This window comes from Niameybacter massiliensis (assembly GCF_001282685.1).
GTDB classification, from domain to species: domain Bacteria; phylum Bacillota; class Clostridia; order Lachnospirales; family Cellulosilyticaceae; genus Holtiella; species Holtiella tumoricola.
Genome location: NZ_LN875034.1, coordinates 613,166 through 629,440, shown reverse-complemented (window position 1 = coordinate 629,440; position 16,275 = coordinate 613,166). Strand labels below are relative to the sequence as shown.

Below are 16,275 nucleotides of genomic sequence, written 5' to 3'. Positions count from 1 at the left end.
TAAAATTTTTAAGCTTTTTGAACAATGTACAAAACTTCTTTATTTAGTGGTCATTTCTACGAACACCGGATAATGATCTGATAAAAATACACCATTGTACTCATCTGTCCAAAGCCCCTTTTCCTCACACACGACATGAGGTGATGAAAAGATATAATCTATCTTTTCATTTTCTTTTACTCTACCAAAATCATGATATGTCCCTTCTAAATCTGAAGTCAAATCTACCAATTTACCTACTTCACTAATCATGGTTACTTCTGGATCACTTGAATAGGCGTTAAAGTCTCCTGTTAAAATAATCGTTGCATCTTTAAATAGAGTAATTTGTTGTATATAGGTTAAGATTTGTGTCATCCCTAATACACGCGCTTCACTTCCTTCATGATCAAGATGCGTATTAAACACACGTAGTATCTCTTTCGTCTCTATATCTTGAAGTACCATTTCAGTACACGTCCTAGGACACATACTTTGCTTTTCATAACGTGATCCTGGAACTTGTGGTGCTTCAGATAGCCAAAATGTATTCATACTTATCATTTGATATTGCATTTTTTTAAATGCAATAGTGATTTGTTCATCTTCTAAATTTTCATCTCTTCCACACCCCAATACATAGTAATCTGTTAAATTTTCTTTTAACCATGTTGCTACATGTGGAAGTATTTCTTGAAAACAAATAATATCAGGACTTTCATTTTTTAGTTTTCCTAAGATATAAGGTTTTCTATAGCAAAAGCTATTATTGTCGTCTTGATTATAATCACAACGTATATTAAAGGTTACAAACTTCATTAATTATCATCCCTTACTCTTTCTGGTAAATGCATAGATGGATTATCTATAACGGTACCATCTGATAATCTTACATAGGTTTCAAAGCTTTCGGTATTATTTTCATCCAAGATAAAGATTCTTGCACCTCGTAAGAAGTCTTCTTGTCCATATGTGTTATACCCTGTTGCTCTACCATACCCCAATGTAATACCGTACATTTCACCGTAGAAATCATTAATATGGTCATGTCCTACAAATACACCTTTTGTATGGCCTACTTCTTGCATTGCTGCAAAAAATCCTGAGTTAATCTTTGGACTACAAATACCTTCTCGTTTCATGCCATAACATGTTTCCATTGCCCAAACTTCATGATATTCAGGAAGTGGAATATGCATAAATACAAGTGACGCAAAATCTGGATTTTGAGCTTCATACTTCCTCATCATATCTTGATACCATTCAATTTGTGGCTTTTGGACATAAGCATAGCCTTCCATATGAGGCAATGGATTATAGTTACCAGAATCTATCCCTGCAATAACCCACTTAACTCCTCCATCATGGCCAACTACTTCTAAAGTGTGGTTCCCCATTCCTACTTTAGAGTTTGCATCATGGTACATCATACAAGTTGGAATACCTTGAAGTACTTCAAATAAAGCTTCATATCCTTGCCCTTCTTCTGTATCATGATTTCCAAATGTATAACTAAAAGGAATATTAGATTCAATAACAGGTGTTAAAGCAAGTGGTAAATGATCTACATTTTCTTCTCCATATACTGTATCTCCTGTAATCATAATAAAATCAGGCTTTTCCTCTTTTAGTATTTTTCTCATTAATTCTACAGTTTCTTTATCCACTTCATTGTTGTCGCTGAAATGAATATCTGTAAATTGTAATAGTTTAAACTTTCCTTCTTGTGAAAATGTAAGTTGTTTCATCTCATTATCCTCCATCTTAATTCAGTCAATATAATTGAAGCTTTTTTGTAATGTCAGATTACTAAAGATACTTATGTATAACAATGGACTATTCTACACAAAGGAATGGATATTTCTACGACTTTTTTAATACTATTGAAATAGTCAAAAAATGATAGTATATTTATCACATCTTTAAGATTTCACTTCCAAAAAGGAGCATTCGGATGAAAAAAATATATGAAGTTGGCGGTACACTCAACAAAGGTTTTGTGGGCCAAATCTCTTATACAATGTGTTTAGATGATATTTACAAAGAAATGGACATAACTTTTAGCTTTGATAAACAACGTTATGAAGTAATTACTGATGATTTAAAGAAAGAACTCGTGGCTGCCTGTAACGTTAAATACGGTGCCGATACAGCTAGTGACGAAGTGATTACTAATACTATTCGTGGGATGAAAACTGAACTTCAAGTTATTGTCACAATGAATGACCAATTTATTGGAGGTATACATCGTCAAGAAACCTGTAGACATCTGTATTTTAGTGAAACTGATGCTACTCCAGGCTGTATCCCTCAGTCTCAAATAAACGGTGTCATACGTATCACCATTGTGGCCTTTAGTGTTATCCGTGATGATACTAAATACTCATTATCTTTATCCGCACAATAAAATAGGAGGTTAAAATCATGTACAAACGCTTAGAACTACATAACCATACATTGGAATCAGATGGCAATCTTACAGTACAACAACTTATTGATTTTATGCTAGCAGACAAAGTGGATGCCTTTGCTTTAACCGATCATAATACAATCTCGGGCCATGTAAAAGCTCACAAAATATTAGAGGAATACCCTATAGATATGCCTTGTATTTATGGTATGGAATACACCACTTATTACGGTCATATTTTATGTCTCAACCTAAAAGAATACGTTCCTTGGGAAAATATCAATAAGCATAAACCAGAGCTTCTTTTTAAGGCAGTACAAGAAAAAGGAGCCCTGGCTGGTGTGGCTCATCCCTTCTCATGCGGTTACCCTATTGCTACTTGTGGGTTCGAAATGACCTTTACTGATTATGCTTTTATAGATTTCATTGAAGTCTTTAATAATCCAGAACCTCTCCATGAAGTGAATGAGCGTGGTTTACTTTGGTGGGAAGACCTAACCTTGCAAGGTTATCGTATTGCAGCAGCCAGTGGGATGGATCTACATGGTACAGATAGTATGCATGATCAGTTTGCTACTTTTATTGAAGGTAATGCTACTGGAGATATTGAAATAGAATTAGAAACAGCTATTCATAGTGGACAAACATGGGTGTCAAAAGGTCCTCTTCTTAAGACTCAAATCAATCCTGATTCACATACTATCCAGTTCTCTATTATTTCAACCTCAAAACCTGGCTATATAGAACAAGATCATACAAATTATCTTCTTTCTTTACGTACAAAAAAAGGAACTTTATCTATCCCATTGGATATCAAAGCTCCTCTTACTATCAATATTGATGATTTAAATACTGAATCTATTATTATACCAAAACTTTATCAAGGCTCTCTTGAAATTGAAAACTTAGTTTGTATAGCCCCTGTTCTCTATCTATAACTTACTATAGGACTTTCTATACTGTAATGGAGTTTGGCCAGTAGATTTTTTAAATACTTTAAAGAAGTACTGGCTATCTTCATATCCTACTTCTTTTGCAATATCTACCACACTCTTTGATGATTGTGCTAAGTATTCTCTAGCCTTATTAATACGGAGTTCTTTAATATAATTAATTGTTGTTTGTCCCGTCTCTTTCTTAAATATAGAAGAAAAATAATTAGGACTCATCATAAAACGTTCTGCTAAGTCGTTAATAGCAATATCTTTATTATAATTATCTGTAATATACTTAGTCGCAAGCTTAATTTTATTCTTAGCATTTGTATCCATATGTGTATCTGTTTCTAAACAATCAAGTACTAAAGTCCATAGGTACTCCCTTAACTCCGCTAAAGAAGATATACCCACCAAATCATCTAAATCCATTACAAGCTGTTCTGCCTTTTGAGGCTCTTTCTCAAAGCTGGAGTGAGCTGACTTTAATAAAATTCCTATGATACGTACCCAAACAATACGTATGTAATTCACATTATATTGTTGCATACACTCATCAGAGAAAATAGCATTTAAAATAACCTGTATATTCCCTATATCTTTACGCTCTATGTACTGACTCAGCATATTTAGCTCACTTGTGGGTAGTTGTGTACCTGATAATAATTTAATATCATCATAAAAATACATACTCCCATTTCCATGAATAAGCCTTTGTTGAAAAGCTTCTTGTGCTTCTTTTGTACTATCTAATGATAGCTTATCTGTTACTGAGCTAATCCCTATACTAATAGAAATTTGCATACGATTCCATAGCACACCCTGCAATGCTGAAAAAACTTGTTCTGCTTCAGCTCTTAATGTAGTGCTACATTCATTAGACAAAATTGCAAATAATTGGTTAGTATTAGATAGGTTACTTATAACTACTTTATCACTTTGAGATGGGAAATCACTTAGGATATTTTTGATTGTAAAACGTATAAGTTTAATATCTTGATATCCAAATTTATTCCCCTCATAGCTATCTCCATCTATATTCATAAGAATAGTCATAAATTTTCTTTTTTCTAAAGGGAATTGTTCATTGACTGTATTAAATAGTACCTTGCCTTCTCCTTTTAAGGGATTAGGATGATATAAAAGCGCATTTAAATTCTTTTCAAAAATATGCTTTTGATTTTCAACAAGTATTTGCTCTCCTAATTTAACTGTTCTGTGATTATGTTCCTCAAGTTCTATACGCTCTAAAACATTATTCATCGTCTTTTTCAATTCTTCATTTGAAATAGGCTTTAAAAGATAAGCATTAACACCTAAATTAATGGCTTGCTCTGCATAAGCAAATTCAGCATATCCACTTAAAATAATAAACTGGATGTGTGGATATAAAGGTTTCACTTTTCCAATAAGCTCAATCCCATCCATATCATTCATTCGGATATCTGTAATGACAACATCTGCTGGCGCTTGTTCTAATAGAGATAATGCTGTCGTTCCATCATCTGCTTCTCGTATAGAATCAAATTTAAATCCTAGATAATCAATTCTTGCTCTAATGCCTTGTCTAATCAGTTCTTCATCATCTACAATTAAAATACTTCGCCCCATTTTATCCTCCTCTTATTGCACAAACGGCAAACGTATTGTAAAACAACTACCTTCGTTTAATTCACTTCTTATCATAATGCCATAGTCATTTCCACAGGATAATTTAATTCTTTGATTTACATTTTTAACACCTATGCTTCTTGTTGTTCTCTTAATATTTTTATCTTGATCATTAATATATTCAGTAAGTCCTTGTAAACGCTCTTTAGACATTCCTACTCCATCATCTTCTATTTCAATGAGAATATCACCATCTTGTTGATAGATAGAAATACTTAACTTACCTTTCCTTGTATGATTACTAAGTCCATGGATAATTGCATTCTCTACAATAGGTTGTAAAATAAATCGTAATATTTGAGCATGCATTAATTCTGATTGTACATTATAATCCACCTCAAATTTATTGCCAAATCTTGCTTCTTGGATAAATATGTAGTTTTTAGTATGTTTTAATTCTTGTTCTATAGTCACGTACTCACCATAGTTTTTCCCTAAACTGTATCTAAAGATTTCTCCTAATTTCTCACATAAATCACAGATATTAAATAGCCCTTTTATAGCAGCCATTGCACTGATTGTTTCTAAAGTGTTATATAAGAAATGTGGATTAATCTGCAATTGTAAATTTCTAAGTTCAGCCTCCTTCTTCTCTAGTTGTTGTATATAATTTTTTTGAATTAGCTTGTCTAGTCTTTTAACCATAGAGTTGAACTGCTTATCTAATAATGCAATTTCATCATTTCCACCTATTTCTTCGGTTACTGTAAGGTCACCTTCTTCTACTGCCTTAATCTTACGGACTAATTTTTCTACTCTAAAAGCAAAGCTTCTCGTAAACAAATAAGCTGTTATTATAATAACACCTATAACAATTAAAATAATTGGAATAATTGAACGTCCTAACTCCTCTTGCTTATCTACCAACACATGGCTATCAAACAAAAATATGATATCTAATCCATAACGCTTTACCGTATCTTTATAAATAAGCATATTATTATGCGCTGTCATTTGATTACTTGTAAGTTGGTGAAAAGGGATTTCATCCAACTCTCTAATCAATTGTTCTTCGGATTCATAAATTAAATTACTACTTTCATCTAATACAATAATGTCATAAGAATAAGTTCCATTTTCTTTATCTTTAGGAGGTTCAAATAACTTATCAGCATATAAATCCAGCTTTACGAATCCTAAATCACTATTTTTAAACGAATTTGTATCTATATAATTGATTTGCTGTACTAATGAAAGCACTTTGTTTTTTCTATTAGCTGTTAAATATGAGAAAATATTTCCTTTATACTCTGGATGATCTATATACCATACTTCTTTCACTGCCTCTTCTAACATGGATACATTATTTCCATATATTTTTGAGTCATATATGGTTGAATAAATCATACAGTTCCTATATTCACTATAGCCTTCTAATCGTAAACTCTTGTTCACCTCTTTACTTACTTTATCACCTTTTATATAGGGATTAGAGTCATCCCCTTTACCTAATAATTCATCCATAATAATCGTGTTATTCGCTATCTGTTGAAGCTTATCCTGATATCTAAAAAAGCTCCCATTAATATCATTCATATATTGAAGTACTAGCTGCGAGGATGATTTATCTAAAGTCGTTACAACTAGATCTGACATTTTATTAAATAAGAGTAGACTAATAAGAATAATAGGTACTACACTTACAACTAAAGTAAATACAAGAAGTTGAATAAATATTGTATTGGAATGAAAAATATATACCCCAATTTTCTTTAATATTTTTGTCATTTGATCCTCTTTTCTCATTCCTAATATATAAGCTCACTAAGCAAGCAATAAAATTAAATAATAGTATTTATATAATATCTTTTAAAATTACACTAATGCATGTCAAATTATATCACATTCTTTTCACAATTTGTATATTTTATGTTTAATTTTATTTACTTATATAAAAAATTTATTAAAATACAACAAATAAAAAAGCTTAATCTTAGTTACATTTTAGTAATCAAGATTAAGCTCTTTATGGCTATACTTATTTATTGGCTCTATACTTCTCTTTTATTTTTTAATAATCTCAGCACATACAGGATAATGATCTGATAGATATACACCCTCTTTTTCATCTTTCCATGGTGTCACATCATTACATACTAAATCTGGCGATGTAAAAATGTAATCTATTTTATTATTTATTGGTAGTGTTTCATACTCATGGTATGTTCCCTCTACTCCCTCTGTTTGATCTATTAATCCAGCTTCACTAATTATTTTAACTTCTGGAGTATCTGGTGTTGCATTAAAATCTCCTGCTAGACAGATAGATGCATCTTTAAATGTTTCAACTTCTTTTATATAAGTTAAAATCTGTGCCATACCTAACCTTCTAGCTTCACTTCCTTCATGATCTAAATGAGTATTAATAATACGATAAATTTCTTTTGACTCTAAATCTTGTAGTATAACTTCTGTACAAGTCCTTGGACAAATGCTTTGTTGCTCATAACGTGAACCCGGTACCTGTGGGGTTGGTGATAGCCAAAAAGTATTCATATGTATGAGCTGATATTTTTGCTTTTTAAATGCTATTGCTGTTTGTTCATCTTCTAGATTTTCATCTCTTCCACATCCTAAGATAAAGTACTCCTCTAGATTTTCTTTTAACCAACTTGCTACATGAGGAAGTACTTCTTGAAAACAAATTATATCTGGTAATTCTTTTTTTAATTTCTCTAATACTAAAGGCTTTCTATAACAGAAATTATTATTTCCATCTTGATTATAATCACATCGAATATTAAAAGTTAAAAACTTCATGTGTAATTCTCCTCTCAATGCTCTAGTTATTCTAGATGTCTTTATAAACAAGATTACTAAAAACCTACAATTATAGCAATATAATATTTTATATTAATCAATATTTTATTTTTATTTTCATTATTAATTACAATTATTTCTTCAAACTATATCTAAGTTTAAGCTCTATTATCAAATAAAAAGGCTCTAGATACAAGCTATTACGCTTGTATCTAGAGCCTTAAATTTATTTATTCGTTTTGTCCACAACATTGTTTGTATTTTTTACCGCTACCACATGGACATAAGTCATTACGACCTACTTTTTCCTTTTTCACTACAGGTTGAGCACCTAAGCTTTCATCTTTATGGTTTGTGCCAGTTACTTTAATAACTGCTTCACGTTTGATTTCTTGATGTGGTTGAAGTCTTACGTGGAAGAGTGCTTTAACTGTTTCTTCTTGAATGATTTCTGTCATTTCTTCGAAGATATCAAAGCTTAAGAAACGGTATTCTACTAATGGGTCACGTTGACCATATGCTTGAAGGTTGATACCTTGACGCATTTGATCCATGTTATCTAAATGATCCATCCATTTTTGGTCAATTACTTTAAGCATGATAACACGTTCAATTTCACGAAGTTGCTCACCAATTTCTTTGTCTTTTACTTCATATAAAGCTTCTGCTTTGCTATAAAGAAGGTCAATTAAGCTATCTGGTGTAAGATTTTGTTGCTCTTCTTTTGTAAATTCAACTTCTTCAAATGGAATGATTGTTGAAAGGTGATCCATCATAGATGCTAAGTTCCAGTCTTCTGGATACTCAATACCATTTGTTGCACTCATAACAGCTTTTGTAATCACATTTTTAGCCATGCTTAATACATTATCTTTAAGATTTTCGTTTTTAAGAACTTTGAAACGTTCACCGTAGATAACTTCTCTTTGTTCATTCATAATCTTATCGTATTCAAGAAGATGTTTACGAATACCGTAGTTATTACTTTCTACTTTTGTTTGTGCTCTTTCAATCGCTTTTGAAAGAATTTTGTGTTCGATTGGTTCATCATCTGGAAGACCAAGTGCATCAAACATTTTCATTGTTGTTTCTGGAATGAATAGACGCATTAAATCATCTTCAAGAGCTAAGTAGAAACGTGATTCACCTGGGTCACCTTGACGTCCTGAACGTCCACGTAACTGGTTATCAATACGTCTTGACTCATGGCGTTCTGTACCGATGATTTTAAGACCACCAAGTTCTTGTACACCATCTTCAAGTTTAATATCTGTACCACGACCAGCCATGTTTGTTGCGATTGTTATAGCACCCTTTTTACCAGCTAATGAAACAATTTCAGCTTCTTTTGCATGATATTTCGCATTAAGTACTTGGTGACGAATACCTTCTTTTTTAAGAAGTTTGCTAAGAAGTTCTGATGTATCAATTGTTACTGTACCAACAAGAACTGGTTGTTGTTTTTCATAAGATTTTCTAATATCTTCAATTACAGCTTTGAATTTAGCTTCTTCTGTTTTAAATACCATATCTGCATGGTCAATACGTTGAATTGGTCTATTTGTAGGAATAACAATAACGTCCATTCCATAAATATCTCTAAACTCGCCTTCTTCTGTTAAAGCTGTACCTGTCATACCAGATTTTTTATTGTATTTGTTGAAGTAATTTTGGAAAGTAATTGTTGCAAGTGTTTGACTTTCTTTTTGTACTTCTACGCCTTCTTTAGCTTCAATCGCTTGGTGAAGACCATCTGAGTAACGACGTCCATCCATAAGACGACCTGTAAATTCATCAACAATAACAATTTCACCTTTTTCATCTACAATGTAGTCTTTTTCAAGGTGCATTAAGTTATGTGCTTTAAGCGCTATATTAATATGATGTTGCACTTCCATGTTATCTGGGTCAGCTAAGTTTTCAATACCAAAGTATTGTTCTGCTTTTTTTACACCATCAGCTGTAAGGGTAACATTTCTTTCTTTTTCATTAACAATGAAGTCCCCTTCTTCTTCTATTTCTTCTCTCATAAGAGAAGCCATAGCACTTTCTTCACCTAAAAGTCTACCTTTTTTAAGGCGTCTTACAAAGATATCAGCTGCTTTGTAAAGGTGTGTAGATTTTGAACCACTACCAGAGATAATAAGTGGTGTTCTTGCCTCATCAATAAGAACAGAGTCAACCTCATCAATGATTGCATAGTTAAGTGGTCTTTGAACCATTTGCTCTGCATAAAGAACCATGTTGTCACGTAAGTAGTCGAAACCAAATTCATTGTTTGTACCGTAAGTAATATCACAATTGTATGCCGCACGTCTTTCATCGTTTTCCATACCACTTAAGATACATCCTACACTAAGGCCTAAGAAGTTATGAAGTTGTCCCATTTCCTCAGCATCACGTTTAGCAAGGTAATCATTAACTGTTACAACATGTACACCTTTTCCTGAAAGGGCATTTAAATAAGCTGGTAATGTAGCTACTAATGTTTTACCTTCACCAGTTCTCATCTCTGCAATACGCCCGTTATGGAGGATAACCCCCCCAATAAGCTGTACTTTAAAGTGTTTCATTTTCATTACACGCCAACCAGCTTCACGACATACTGCGTAAGCTTCTGGTAAAATATCATCTAAAGTTTCTCCGTTTGCTAAACGTTCTTTAAACTCCGCTGTTTTTGCTTTAAGCTCATCGTCTGAAAGCTTTTGCATAGCTTCATCATAACTTTCAATTTTTGCAACGATTGGTTCTATTCTTTTCAGCTCACGTTGAGAGTGAGTTCCAAAAATTTTCTCTACAAAGTTCTTCAAAATCTTCACCTTCTTCTTTCTATGTTATATATGTATCAATTTTATCACATACTAAGTTTCATCAGAGTAAACGCTATCACTAAGTATATCAAATATTATACACTATTACAACTATCCAACCCATCCAATTATAGGTAGGGTAAGGTTATGTTCTTATTTATTCTTGACTATAAAGTTCATTTTTTATTCATAATTTTGATACCAAATTATCATATTTCATCGCTATATAATTAGTTAACTAACTAATATCGGAGGAAATCATGAAAAATCATTTTACAATCAATAGCTTATTATGGGAAATTATACGCTTACAATATACCAGAAGTCACGAATTATTTGAAGAATATGGCCTCCACCCTGGACAAGCCCCCCTACTTATGTGTCTTTATGAAGAAGATGGTCTCAACCAATCTGCTTTGGCCTCTAAATTACATGTTAAGCCTTCTACTGTAACTGTAACAATTAAAAGGCTTGAACGTACTGGCATGCTTTATAAACAAATGGATGAAAATGATAAACGTATATGCCGTACTTTTTTAACTAAAAAGGGGCATGCTACTTGTAAAGCACTTCATAAACTTTATGCCCAGAACGAACAACTCTACAACAAAGATTTAAGCATAGAGGAACAAATACTGCTTAAAAGACTTTTAATGCAGGTTCGAGATAATCTATCTGATGCTCAAGGAGATGACAAAAAATGTTTAGACTAGCTAAATATCTTAAGCCTTATTTAGGTGCTACAATCCTTACTCTGTTTTTACTTTTTTTACAAACGATTGCCAACTTATTACTTCCTACACTAATGGCCAAAATAGTAGATATTGGTATACCTAATGGTAATACCTCCTATATCCTATCCGTTGGTTTTTATATGCTCTTAGTTGCATTATTAGGAAGTGCATTTATGGTCTTTGCAAACTTAAATTCAGCCAAAGTTGCTATGGGATTTAGCAAAGATCTAAGGCGTGATCTTTTTATAAAAGTAGAATCCTTTTCTTTAGGTGAATTTAACAAATTAGGAACTTCTTCATTGATTACAAGAACAACCAATGATATTACTCAAGTTCAACAATTAGTGCTTATGTCCTTACGTATGATGGTTACTGCACCTTTAATGGTTATTGGTGGACTTATTATGGCTTTATCTACTAACCTTGAACTTTCTGTTGTATTGGCCTTTTCTATTCCTATTTTACTCGTTGTTATTGGGCTTGTTGCTAAGTTTGGTATGCCACTTTTTAAATCTATGCAAGTGAAATTAGACCAACTTAATTTAGTCCTTCGAGAAAACTTAACAGGTATTCGTGTTATTCGTGCTTTTAATAAAGTTACCTATGAGCAAAAACGCTTTGACGCTGCTAATAAAGACTTAACTTCAACTGCCATACGTGTTAATAAAATTATGGCTGTCCTTATGCCTAGTATGATGATTATATTAAATCTTACTTCTGTTGCTATTATCTGGTTTGGTGCAGTTCGCATAGAAGCCGGTAGTTTTGAAGTGGGTAGCTTAATCGCTTTTATTCAATATGTTATGCAAATTATGATGGCACTAGTTATGGTCACTATGATGTTTGTTATGATTCCTCGTGCTGCAGCATCTGCTGAACGTATTAATGAAGTCTTAGAGACACCTTTTGAAATTCAAGATCATGTTCATGAGTTAACTCATAGTTCTTTACATGGTCAAATTGCTTATAAAGATGTTACCTTTAACTATCCTAATAGTGAAGAACCTGCTCTTTCTCACATTTCCTTTGAGACAACGCCTGGTAAAATCACAGCTATCATTGGTGGGACGGGCTCTGGTAAATCTACACTGATTAACTTAATTCCTCGCTTCTATGATACAACTTCAGGTGAAATTTTAGTTAATGGTGTAAATATTAAAGATATGACCCAAGAGGAACTTCGTAATAAGGTTGGCTTGGTCCCTCAAAAGGCCTTACTCTTTAGTGGTACGATTCGTGACAATCTTAAATATGGTAAAGAAGATGCTACAGATGAAGACCTTTGGAGAGCACTAGACATTGCTCAAGCACGTGACTTTGTTTCTAATATGGAAAAAGGGTTAGATAGTTATATCTCTCAAGGTGGTACGAATGTATCTGGTGGTCAAAAGCAACGTCTTTGCATTGCTCGTGCCCTTGTACGTCAGCCTGAAATCTATATTTTTGATGATAGCTTTTCAGCCCTTGACTTTAAAACAGATTCTGCACTTCGTAAAGCACTTAAATCTGAAGTTACTGAATCTGCTATGATTCTTGTTGCTCAACGTATTAGCACGATTATGGATGCAGATGAAATTCTTGTATTATTTGATGGAAAAGTAGTAGGTCAAGGTACGCATCGTGAACTTTTAGATACTTGTGAAGTCTACAAAGAAATTGCTCTATCTCAGCTTTCAAAGGAGGAGATTGAAAATGGAAAATAAACATAAACAACCAAATAGACCTGGCGGCCCAATGGGTGGTCATGGTATGGTCATGGCTGGTGCACGTGCCAAAGACTTCAAAGGGTCTTTTAGACGTTTATTAAGCTATCTTAATCCAGCTCGTACAAAACTCATTATCGTCTTCATCCTTGCAGCTTTAAGCACAATTTTTGCCGTTGCTAGTCCTAAAATATTAGGGTCAGCAACCAATACTATTGCTGCTGGTGTTGTTAACATGGCAAAAGGAACTGGTAGTATCGACTTTAATGCTTTACTCACCATTCTCATGTGGCTAGCAGGTTTCTATATTTTAAGTGCATTCTTTAGCTATCTCCAACAATATTTAATGGCAGACGTTGCCCAAAACACAGTATTTAAATTACGTACTGATGTTAACGAAAAGTTATCACGTCTTCCTCTTAAATATTTTGACTCCCATTCAAATGGAGATTTATTAAGTACAGTGACCAATGACGTAGATAACATTAGTAATACGCTTCAACAAAGTATTACCCAACTTATTACTTCTGTAGTAACCCTTATTGGAGTAACCATTATGATGTTTAGCATTAGTTGGATTTTAACCTTGATTATTCTTATAACACTTCCTCTAGGTATCTTTGTTATTCGCCCTATTGTCGGTCGTTCACAAACACATTTCTCTGCTCAACAAAATGCCCTTGGTGATCTTAATGGACATATAGAAGAAATGTACACTGGACATCTTGTTGTAAAAGCATTTGGACATGAAAAAGAATCTATAGAGCACTTTACATCTATTAATGATTCTCTTTATGAATCTGGTTGGAAAGCACAATTTGTTTCTGGCCTTGTTATGCCTCTTATGGGACTTGTTAATAACATCGGATATGTTGTTGTAGCTGTCGTAGGTGGTGTTTTAGCTGTTAGCGGTCGTCTACTTATTGGTGATATTCAAGCCTTCATCCAGTACTCTAGACAGTTCACTCAACCGATTAATCAACTTGCTAATATTGCTAACATTCTTCAATCTACTATTGCCTCTGCTGAAAGGGTCTTTGCCATTCTTGATGAAGAAGAATCTGTACCTGAAGCAACAAATCCAGTTACTATAAAAAATCCAAAAGGTGAAGTTGTATTTGATCATGTATCTTTTGGTTATACACCTGATCATCTTCTGATGAAAGACCTTAATATTACAGTAAAGCCTGGTCAAACCATTGCTATTGTAGGGCCTACTGGTGCAGGTAAGACAACTATGATCAATCTACTTATGCGTTTCTACGAACTTAATGGTGGAGAGATTCGTGTAGATGGTGTTGATATTACTGACTTAACTCGTAAAGACTTACGTCAACTGTTTGGTATGGTACTTCAAGATACTTGGCTCTTTAAAGGTTCTATCCGTGATAATATTGCTTACGGCAAAGAAAATGCTACTTTTGAAGAAGTTGTAGAAGTTGCAAAAGCAGCTCATGCTGACCACTTCATCCGTACATTACCTCAAGGCTATGATACAATTCTTAATGAAGAAGCCTCTAATATTTCTCAAGGCCAAAAACAACTTCTTACTATCGCACGTGCCATCCTTGCTAACCCTTCTATTCTTATTCTAGATGAAGCAACAAGTAGCGTTGATACACGTACAGAACACTATATTCAAAATGCCATGACACGCCTTATGGAAGGCAGGACAAACTTCGTCATCGCCCATCGCCTTTCAACCATCAAGGACGCAGATGTTATCCTAGTCATGAAAGCCGGTAATGTACTTGAACAAGGTACTCATGATGAGCTTCTTGCAAAAGGCGGCATCTATGCAGACCTCTACAATAGCCAATTCGATCAATCTGCATAAGAATATTCAATAACATCAGTAAATAAAAAGGAGCTGTCACATTAGCTGATTAAACTCAGCTCGTGGCAGCTCCTTTTTTAACTATTTATTTGGAATTACATATGTTATCGTCTCATATAAAGTATAGGGAAAGGGTTGCCCTGTTCATCTAATTCTGACCTATCAAAAACTTCAAATCCCATATATTTATAAAATCCTAGACCTTGCTCATTTTGTTCATTTACATCTACAAATTTTACATTCAAAGTATTGATTGCCCAATTGACAAGGTGTTTTCCAAGTCCTTTACCTCTACAAGTATCTTTTACAAACAACATTTCAATTTTATTATCATGCATGCCTATAAATGCTTGGATGGCATCTTCTTCATTTCTTATGACTGCTAAGTGACTAATGAATTTTGCCCCTTCTTCCACACAAGGCTTTAGAGAAACTATATCCTCTTCTGTTAAAAATAGATGGGTTGCTCTTACTGATGACTCCCATACCTCTAATATATTAGCCATATCTTTATCTGTAATATTATTTAAAATCTCTATATTTTCCACGTTCATTTACTCCTAAAAAATCAAATTTAAGCATATCCTAGCAAGTTAAAATTTCATATCCTGTTTCAGTTACAAGGACCATACTCTCCCATTGTGCAGATAACTTACCATCTGCTGTATAAATGGTCCATCCATTTTTCTTATCTTCTTTTACACGTGCTGTTCCTACATTGACCATAGGTTCAATAGTAAAGATCATTCCTGGTACAAGAAGCATGCCTGTGCCAGCCTTACTCACATGGCTTACATAGGGGTCTTCATGGAACGCTAAGCCAACTCCATGTCCACCAATTTCTCTTACTACACTGTATCCATGTGCTTTAGCATGTGCATTAATTGCTGCACCCACATCACCTAATAAGCCCCATGGCTTAACTTGTTCTATCCCTTTTTGCATACATTCTCTAGCTACTTCTACAACTTTTTTAGCCTCTTCAGATGCTTCACCAATAATAAACATACGAGATGCATCTGAAAAATATCCATGATAAATTGTGGATACATCTACATTAACGATATCGCCATTTTGAAGAACTCTATCCTTAGAAGGAATTCCATGACATACTTCTTGATTGATAGAAATACATACACTCTTAGGGAAACCATGATAGTTAAGAGGTGCTGGCGTAGCATCATGTTCCTTTGTAAAGCGATAAACCATCTCATCTATTTCTAAAGTAGTCATACCTTCTTTAATATGTTCTGCTACATGATCAAGTATAGCTGTATTAATCACTGCACTTTTTTTAATAGCTTCTATTTGCTTTTCATTTTTAATAATATTTTTAGGTGGTACAATATACCCCTGTCTTCTATAAGAATCTAGTTTTTCATCTAATGCAGTACGTTTAACCTTACTATTCATTTTCATTTATACTCATTCCTTTA

The 16,275-nt window shown here is 33.5% G+C and carries 13 protein-coding genes; 5 read left to right on the top strand and 8 right to left on the bottom strand.

The genetic code is table 11. The annotated features are described in order from the left end of the window. Positions 1-39 precede the first annotated feature (39 nt). Positions 40-798, bottom strand: coding sequence for an endonuclease/exonuclease/phosphatase family protein (locus BN2390_RS05345; protein WP_053983324.1), 759 nt, complete (start codon positions 796-798; stop codon positions 40-42). Next, positions 798-1,727: a metallophosphoesterase family protein gene (locus tag BN2390_RS05340; RefSeq protein ID WP_053983323.1), complete on the bottom strand. Its 930-nt coding sequence runs from the start codon at positions 1,725-1,727 to the stop codon at positions 798-800. Before BN2390_RS05340 ends, BN2390_RS05345 begins: the two co-directional genes overlap by 1 nt. Positions 1,728-1,933: 206 nt before the next feature. Here BN2390_RS05340 and BN2390_RS05335 point away from each other — a divergent pair, with 206 nt between their 5' ends. Beyond that, entirely contained in the window at positions 1,934-2,386 is a 453-nt protein-coding gene (locus tag BN2390_RS05335) for a DUF6669 family protein (RefSeq protein ID WP_053983322.1), read from the top strand. Positions 2,387-2,403: 17 nt separating this feature from the next. After that, positions 2,404-3,327: a CehA/McbA family metallohydrolase gene (locus tag BN2390_RS05330; RefSeq protein WP_053983321.1), complete on the top strand. Its 924-nt coding sequence runs from the start codon at positions 2,404-2,406 to the stop codon at positions 3,325-3,327. Here the strand turns inward: BN2390_RS05330 and BN2390_RS05325 are convergent. The 4 genes from BN2390_RS05325 to secA form a co-directional block, all read right to left on the bottom strand. Beyond that, a complete protein-coding gene (locus tag BN2390_RS05325; protein ID WP_053983320.1) occupies positions 3,322-4,935 on the bottom strand; it encodes a response regulator transcription factor in 1,614 nt (537 codons plus the stop codon). The genes BN2390_RS05330 and BN2390_RS05325 overlap by 6 nt on opposite strands. 12 nt (positions 4,936-4,947) lie before the next feature. Then, a complete protein-coding gene (locus tag BN2390_RS05320) occupies positions 4,948-6,723 on the bottom strand; it encodes a sensor histidine kinase (protein WP_053983319.1) in 1,776 nt (591 codons plus the stop codon). A 276-nt stretch (positions 6,724-6,999) separates the two neighbouring features. Then, positions 7,000-7,755 carry an endonuclease/exonuclease/phosphatase family protein gene (locus BN2390_RS05315; protein WP_053983318.1) on the bottom strand — a complete coding sequence of 252 codons (756 nt, stop codon included), beginning with the start codon at positions 7,753-7,755 and terminating at the stop codon, positions 7,000-7,002. Positions 7,756-7,985: 230 nt separating this feature from the next. After that, positions 7,986-10,565, bottom strand: a complete 2,580-nt coding sequence (gene secA, locus BN2390_RS05310; protein WP_053983317.1) for a preprotein translocase subunit SecA — start codon at positions 10,563-10,565, stop codon at positions 7,986-7,988. A 260-nt stretch (positions 10,566-10,825) separates the two neighbouring features. Here secA and BN2390_RS05305 point away from each other — a divergent pair, with 260 nt between their 5' ends. The 3 genes from BN2390_RS05305 to BN2390_RS05295 are packed head-to-tail and all read left to right on the top strand — an operon-like array spanning position 10,826 to position 14,839. Then, the gene (locus tag BN2390_RS05305; protein ID WP_053983316.1) at positions 10,826-11,278 is read left to right on the top strand and encodes a MarR family winged helix-turn-helix transcriptional regulator; all 453 of its coding nucleotides are present in this window, start codon (positions 10,826-10,828) and stop codon (positions 11,276-11,278) included. Further along, a complete protein-coding gene (locus BN2390_RS05300) occupies positions 11,266-13,002 on the top strand; it encodes an ABC transporter ATP-binding protein (protein ID WP_053983315.1) in 1,737 nt (578 codons plus the stop codon). Before BN2390_RS05305 ends, BN2390_RS05300 begins: the two co-directional genes overlap by 13 nt. Beyond that, the gene (locus BN2390_RS05295; protein WP_053983314.1) at positions 12,992-14,839 is read left to right on the top strand and encodes an ABC transporter ATP-binding protein; all 1,848 of its coding nucleotides are present in this window, start codon (positions 12,992-12,994) and stop codon (positions 14,837-14,839) included. The genes BN2390_RS05300 and BN2390_RS05295 overlap by 11 nt, the downstream gene beginning before the upstream one ends. Before the next feature lie 104 nt (positions 14,840-14,943). On the opposite strand, the gene BN2390_RS05290 is transcribed toward BN2390_RS05295, so the two are convergent. Both BN2390_RS05290 and map read right to left on the bottom strand, forming a co-directional pair. Continuing rightward, positions 14,944-15,387 (bottom strand): GNAT family N-acetyltransferase, encoded by a 444-nt coding sequence (locus BN2390_RS05290; RefSeq protein WP_082238592.1) that lies wholly within the window; start codon positions 15,385-15,387, stop codon positions 14,944-14,946. Between the two features lie 37 nt (positions 15,388-15,424). After that, complete coding sequence (map, locus tag BN2390_RS05285) at positions 15,425-16,252, bottom strand: type I methionyl aminopeptidase (RefSeq protein WP_154668777.1); 828 nt, start codon at positions 16,250-16,252, stop codon at positions 15,425-15,427. Between the last annotated feature and the right edge of the window lie 23 nt (positions 16,253-16,275).

What these genes read in the sequence shown, in the direction of transcription:
- BN2390_RS05345 (WP_053983324.1), bottom strand. Translation starts at nt 798, where the DNA reads ATGAAGTTTGTAACCTTTAATATACGTTGTGATTATAATCAAGACGAC.
- BN2390_RS05340 (WP_053983323.1), bottom strand. Translation starts at nt 1,727, where the DNA reads ATGAAACAACTTACATTTTCACAAGAAGGAAAGTTTAAACTATTACAA.
- BN2390_RS05335 (WP_053983322.1), top strand. Translation starts at nt 1,934, where the DNA reads ATGAAAAAAATATATGAAGTTGGCGGTACACTCAACAAAGGTTTTGTG.
- BN2390_RS05330 (WP_053983321.1), top strand. Translation starts at nt 2,404, where the DNA reads ATGTACAAACGCTTAGAACTACATAACCATACATTGGAATCAGATGGC.
- BN2390_RS05325 (WP_053983320.1), bottom strand. Translation starts at nt 4,935, where the DNA reads ATGGGGCGAAGTATTTTAATTGTAGATGATGAAGAACTGATTAGACAA.
- BN2390_RS05320 (WP_053983319.1), bottom strand. Translation starts at nt 6,723, where the DNA reads ATGACAAAAATATTAAAGAAAATTGGGGTATATATTTTTCATTCCAAT.
- BN2390_RS05315 (WP_053983318.1), bottom strand. Translation starts at nt 7,755, where the DNA reads ATGAAGTTTTTAACTTTTAATATTCGATGTGATTATAATCAAGATGGA.
- BN2390_RS05305 (WP_053983316.1), top strand. Translation starts at nt 10,826, where the DNA reads ATGAAAAATCATTTTACAATCAATAGCTTATTATGGGAAATTATACGC.
- BN2390_RS05300 (WP_053983315.1), top strand. Translation starts at nt 11,266, where the DNA reads ATGTTTAGACTAGCTAAATATCTTAAGCCTTATTTAGGTGCTACAATC.
- BN2390_RS05295 (WP_053983314.1), top strand. Translation starts at nt 12,992, where the DNA reads ATGGAAAATAAACATAAACAACCAAATAGACCTGGCGGCCCAATGGGT.
- map (WP_154668777.1), bottom strand. Translation starts at nt 16,252, where the DNA reads ATGAATAGTAAGGTTAAACGTACTGCATTAGATGAAAAACTAGATTCT.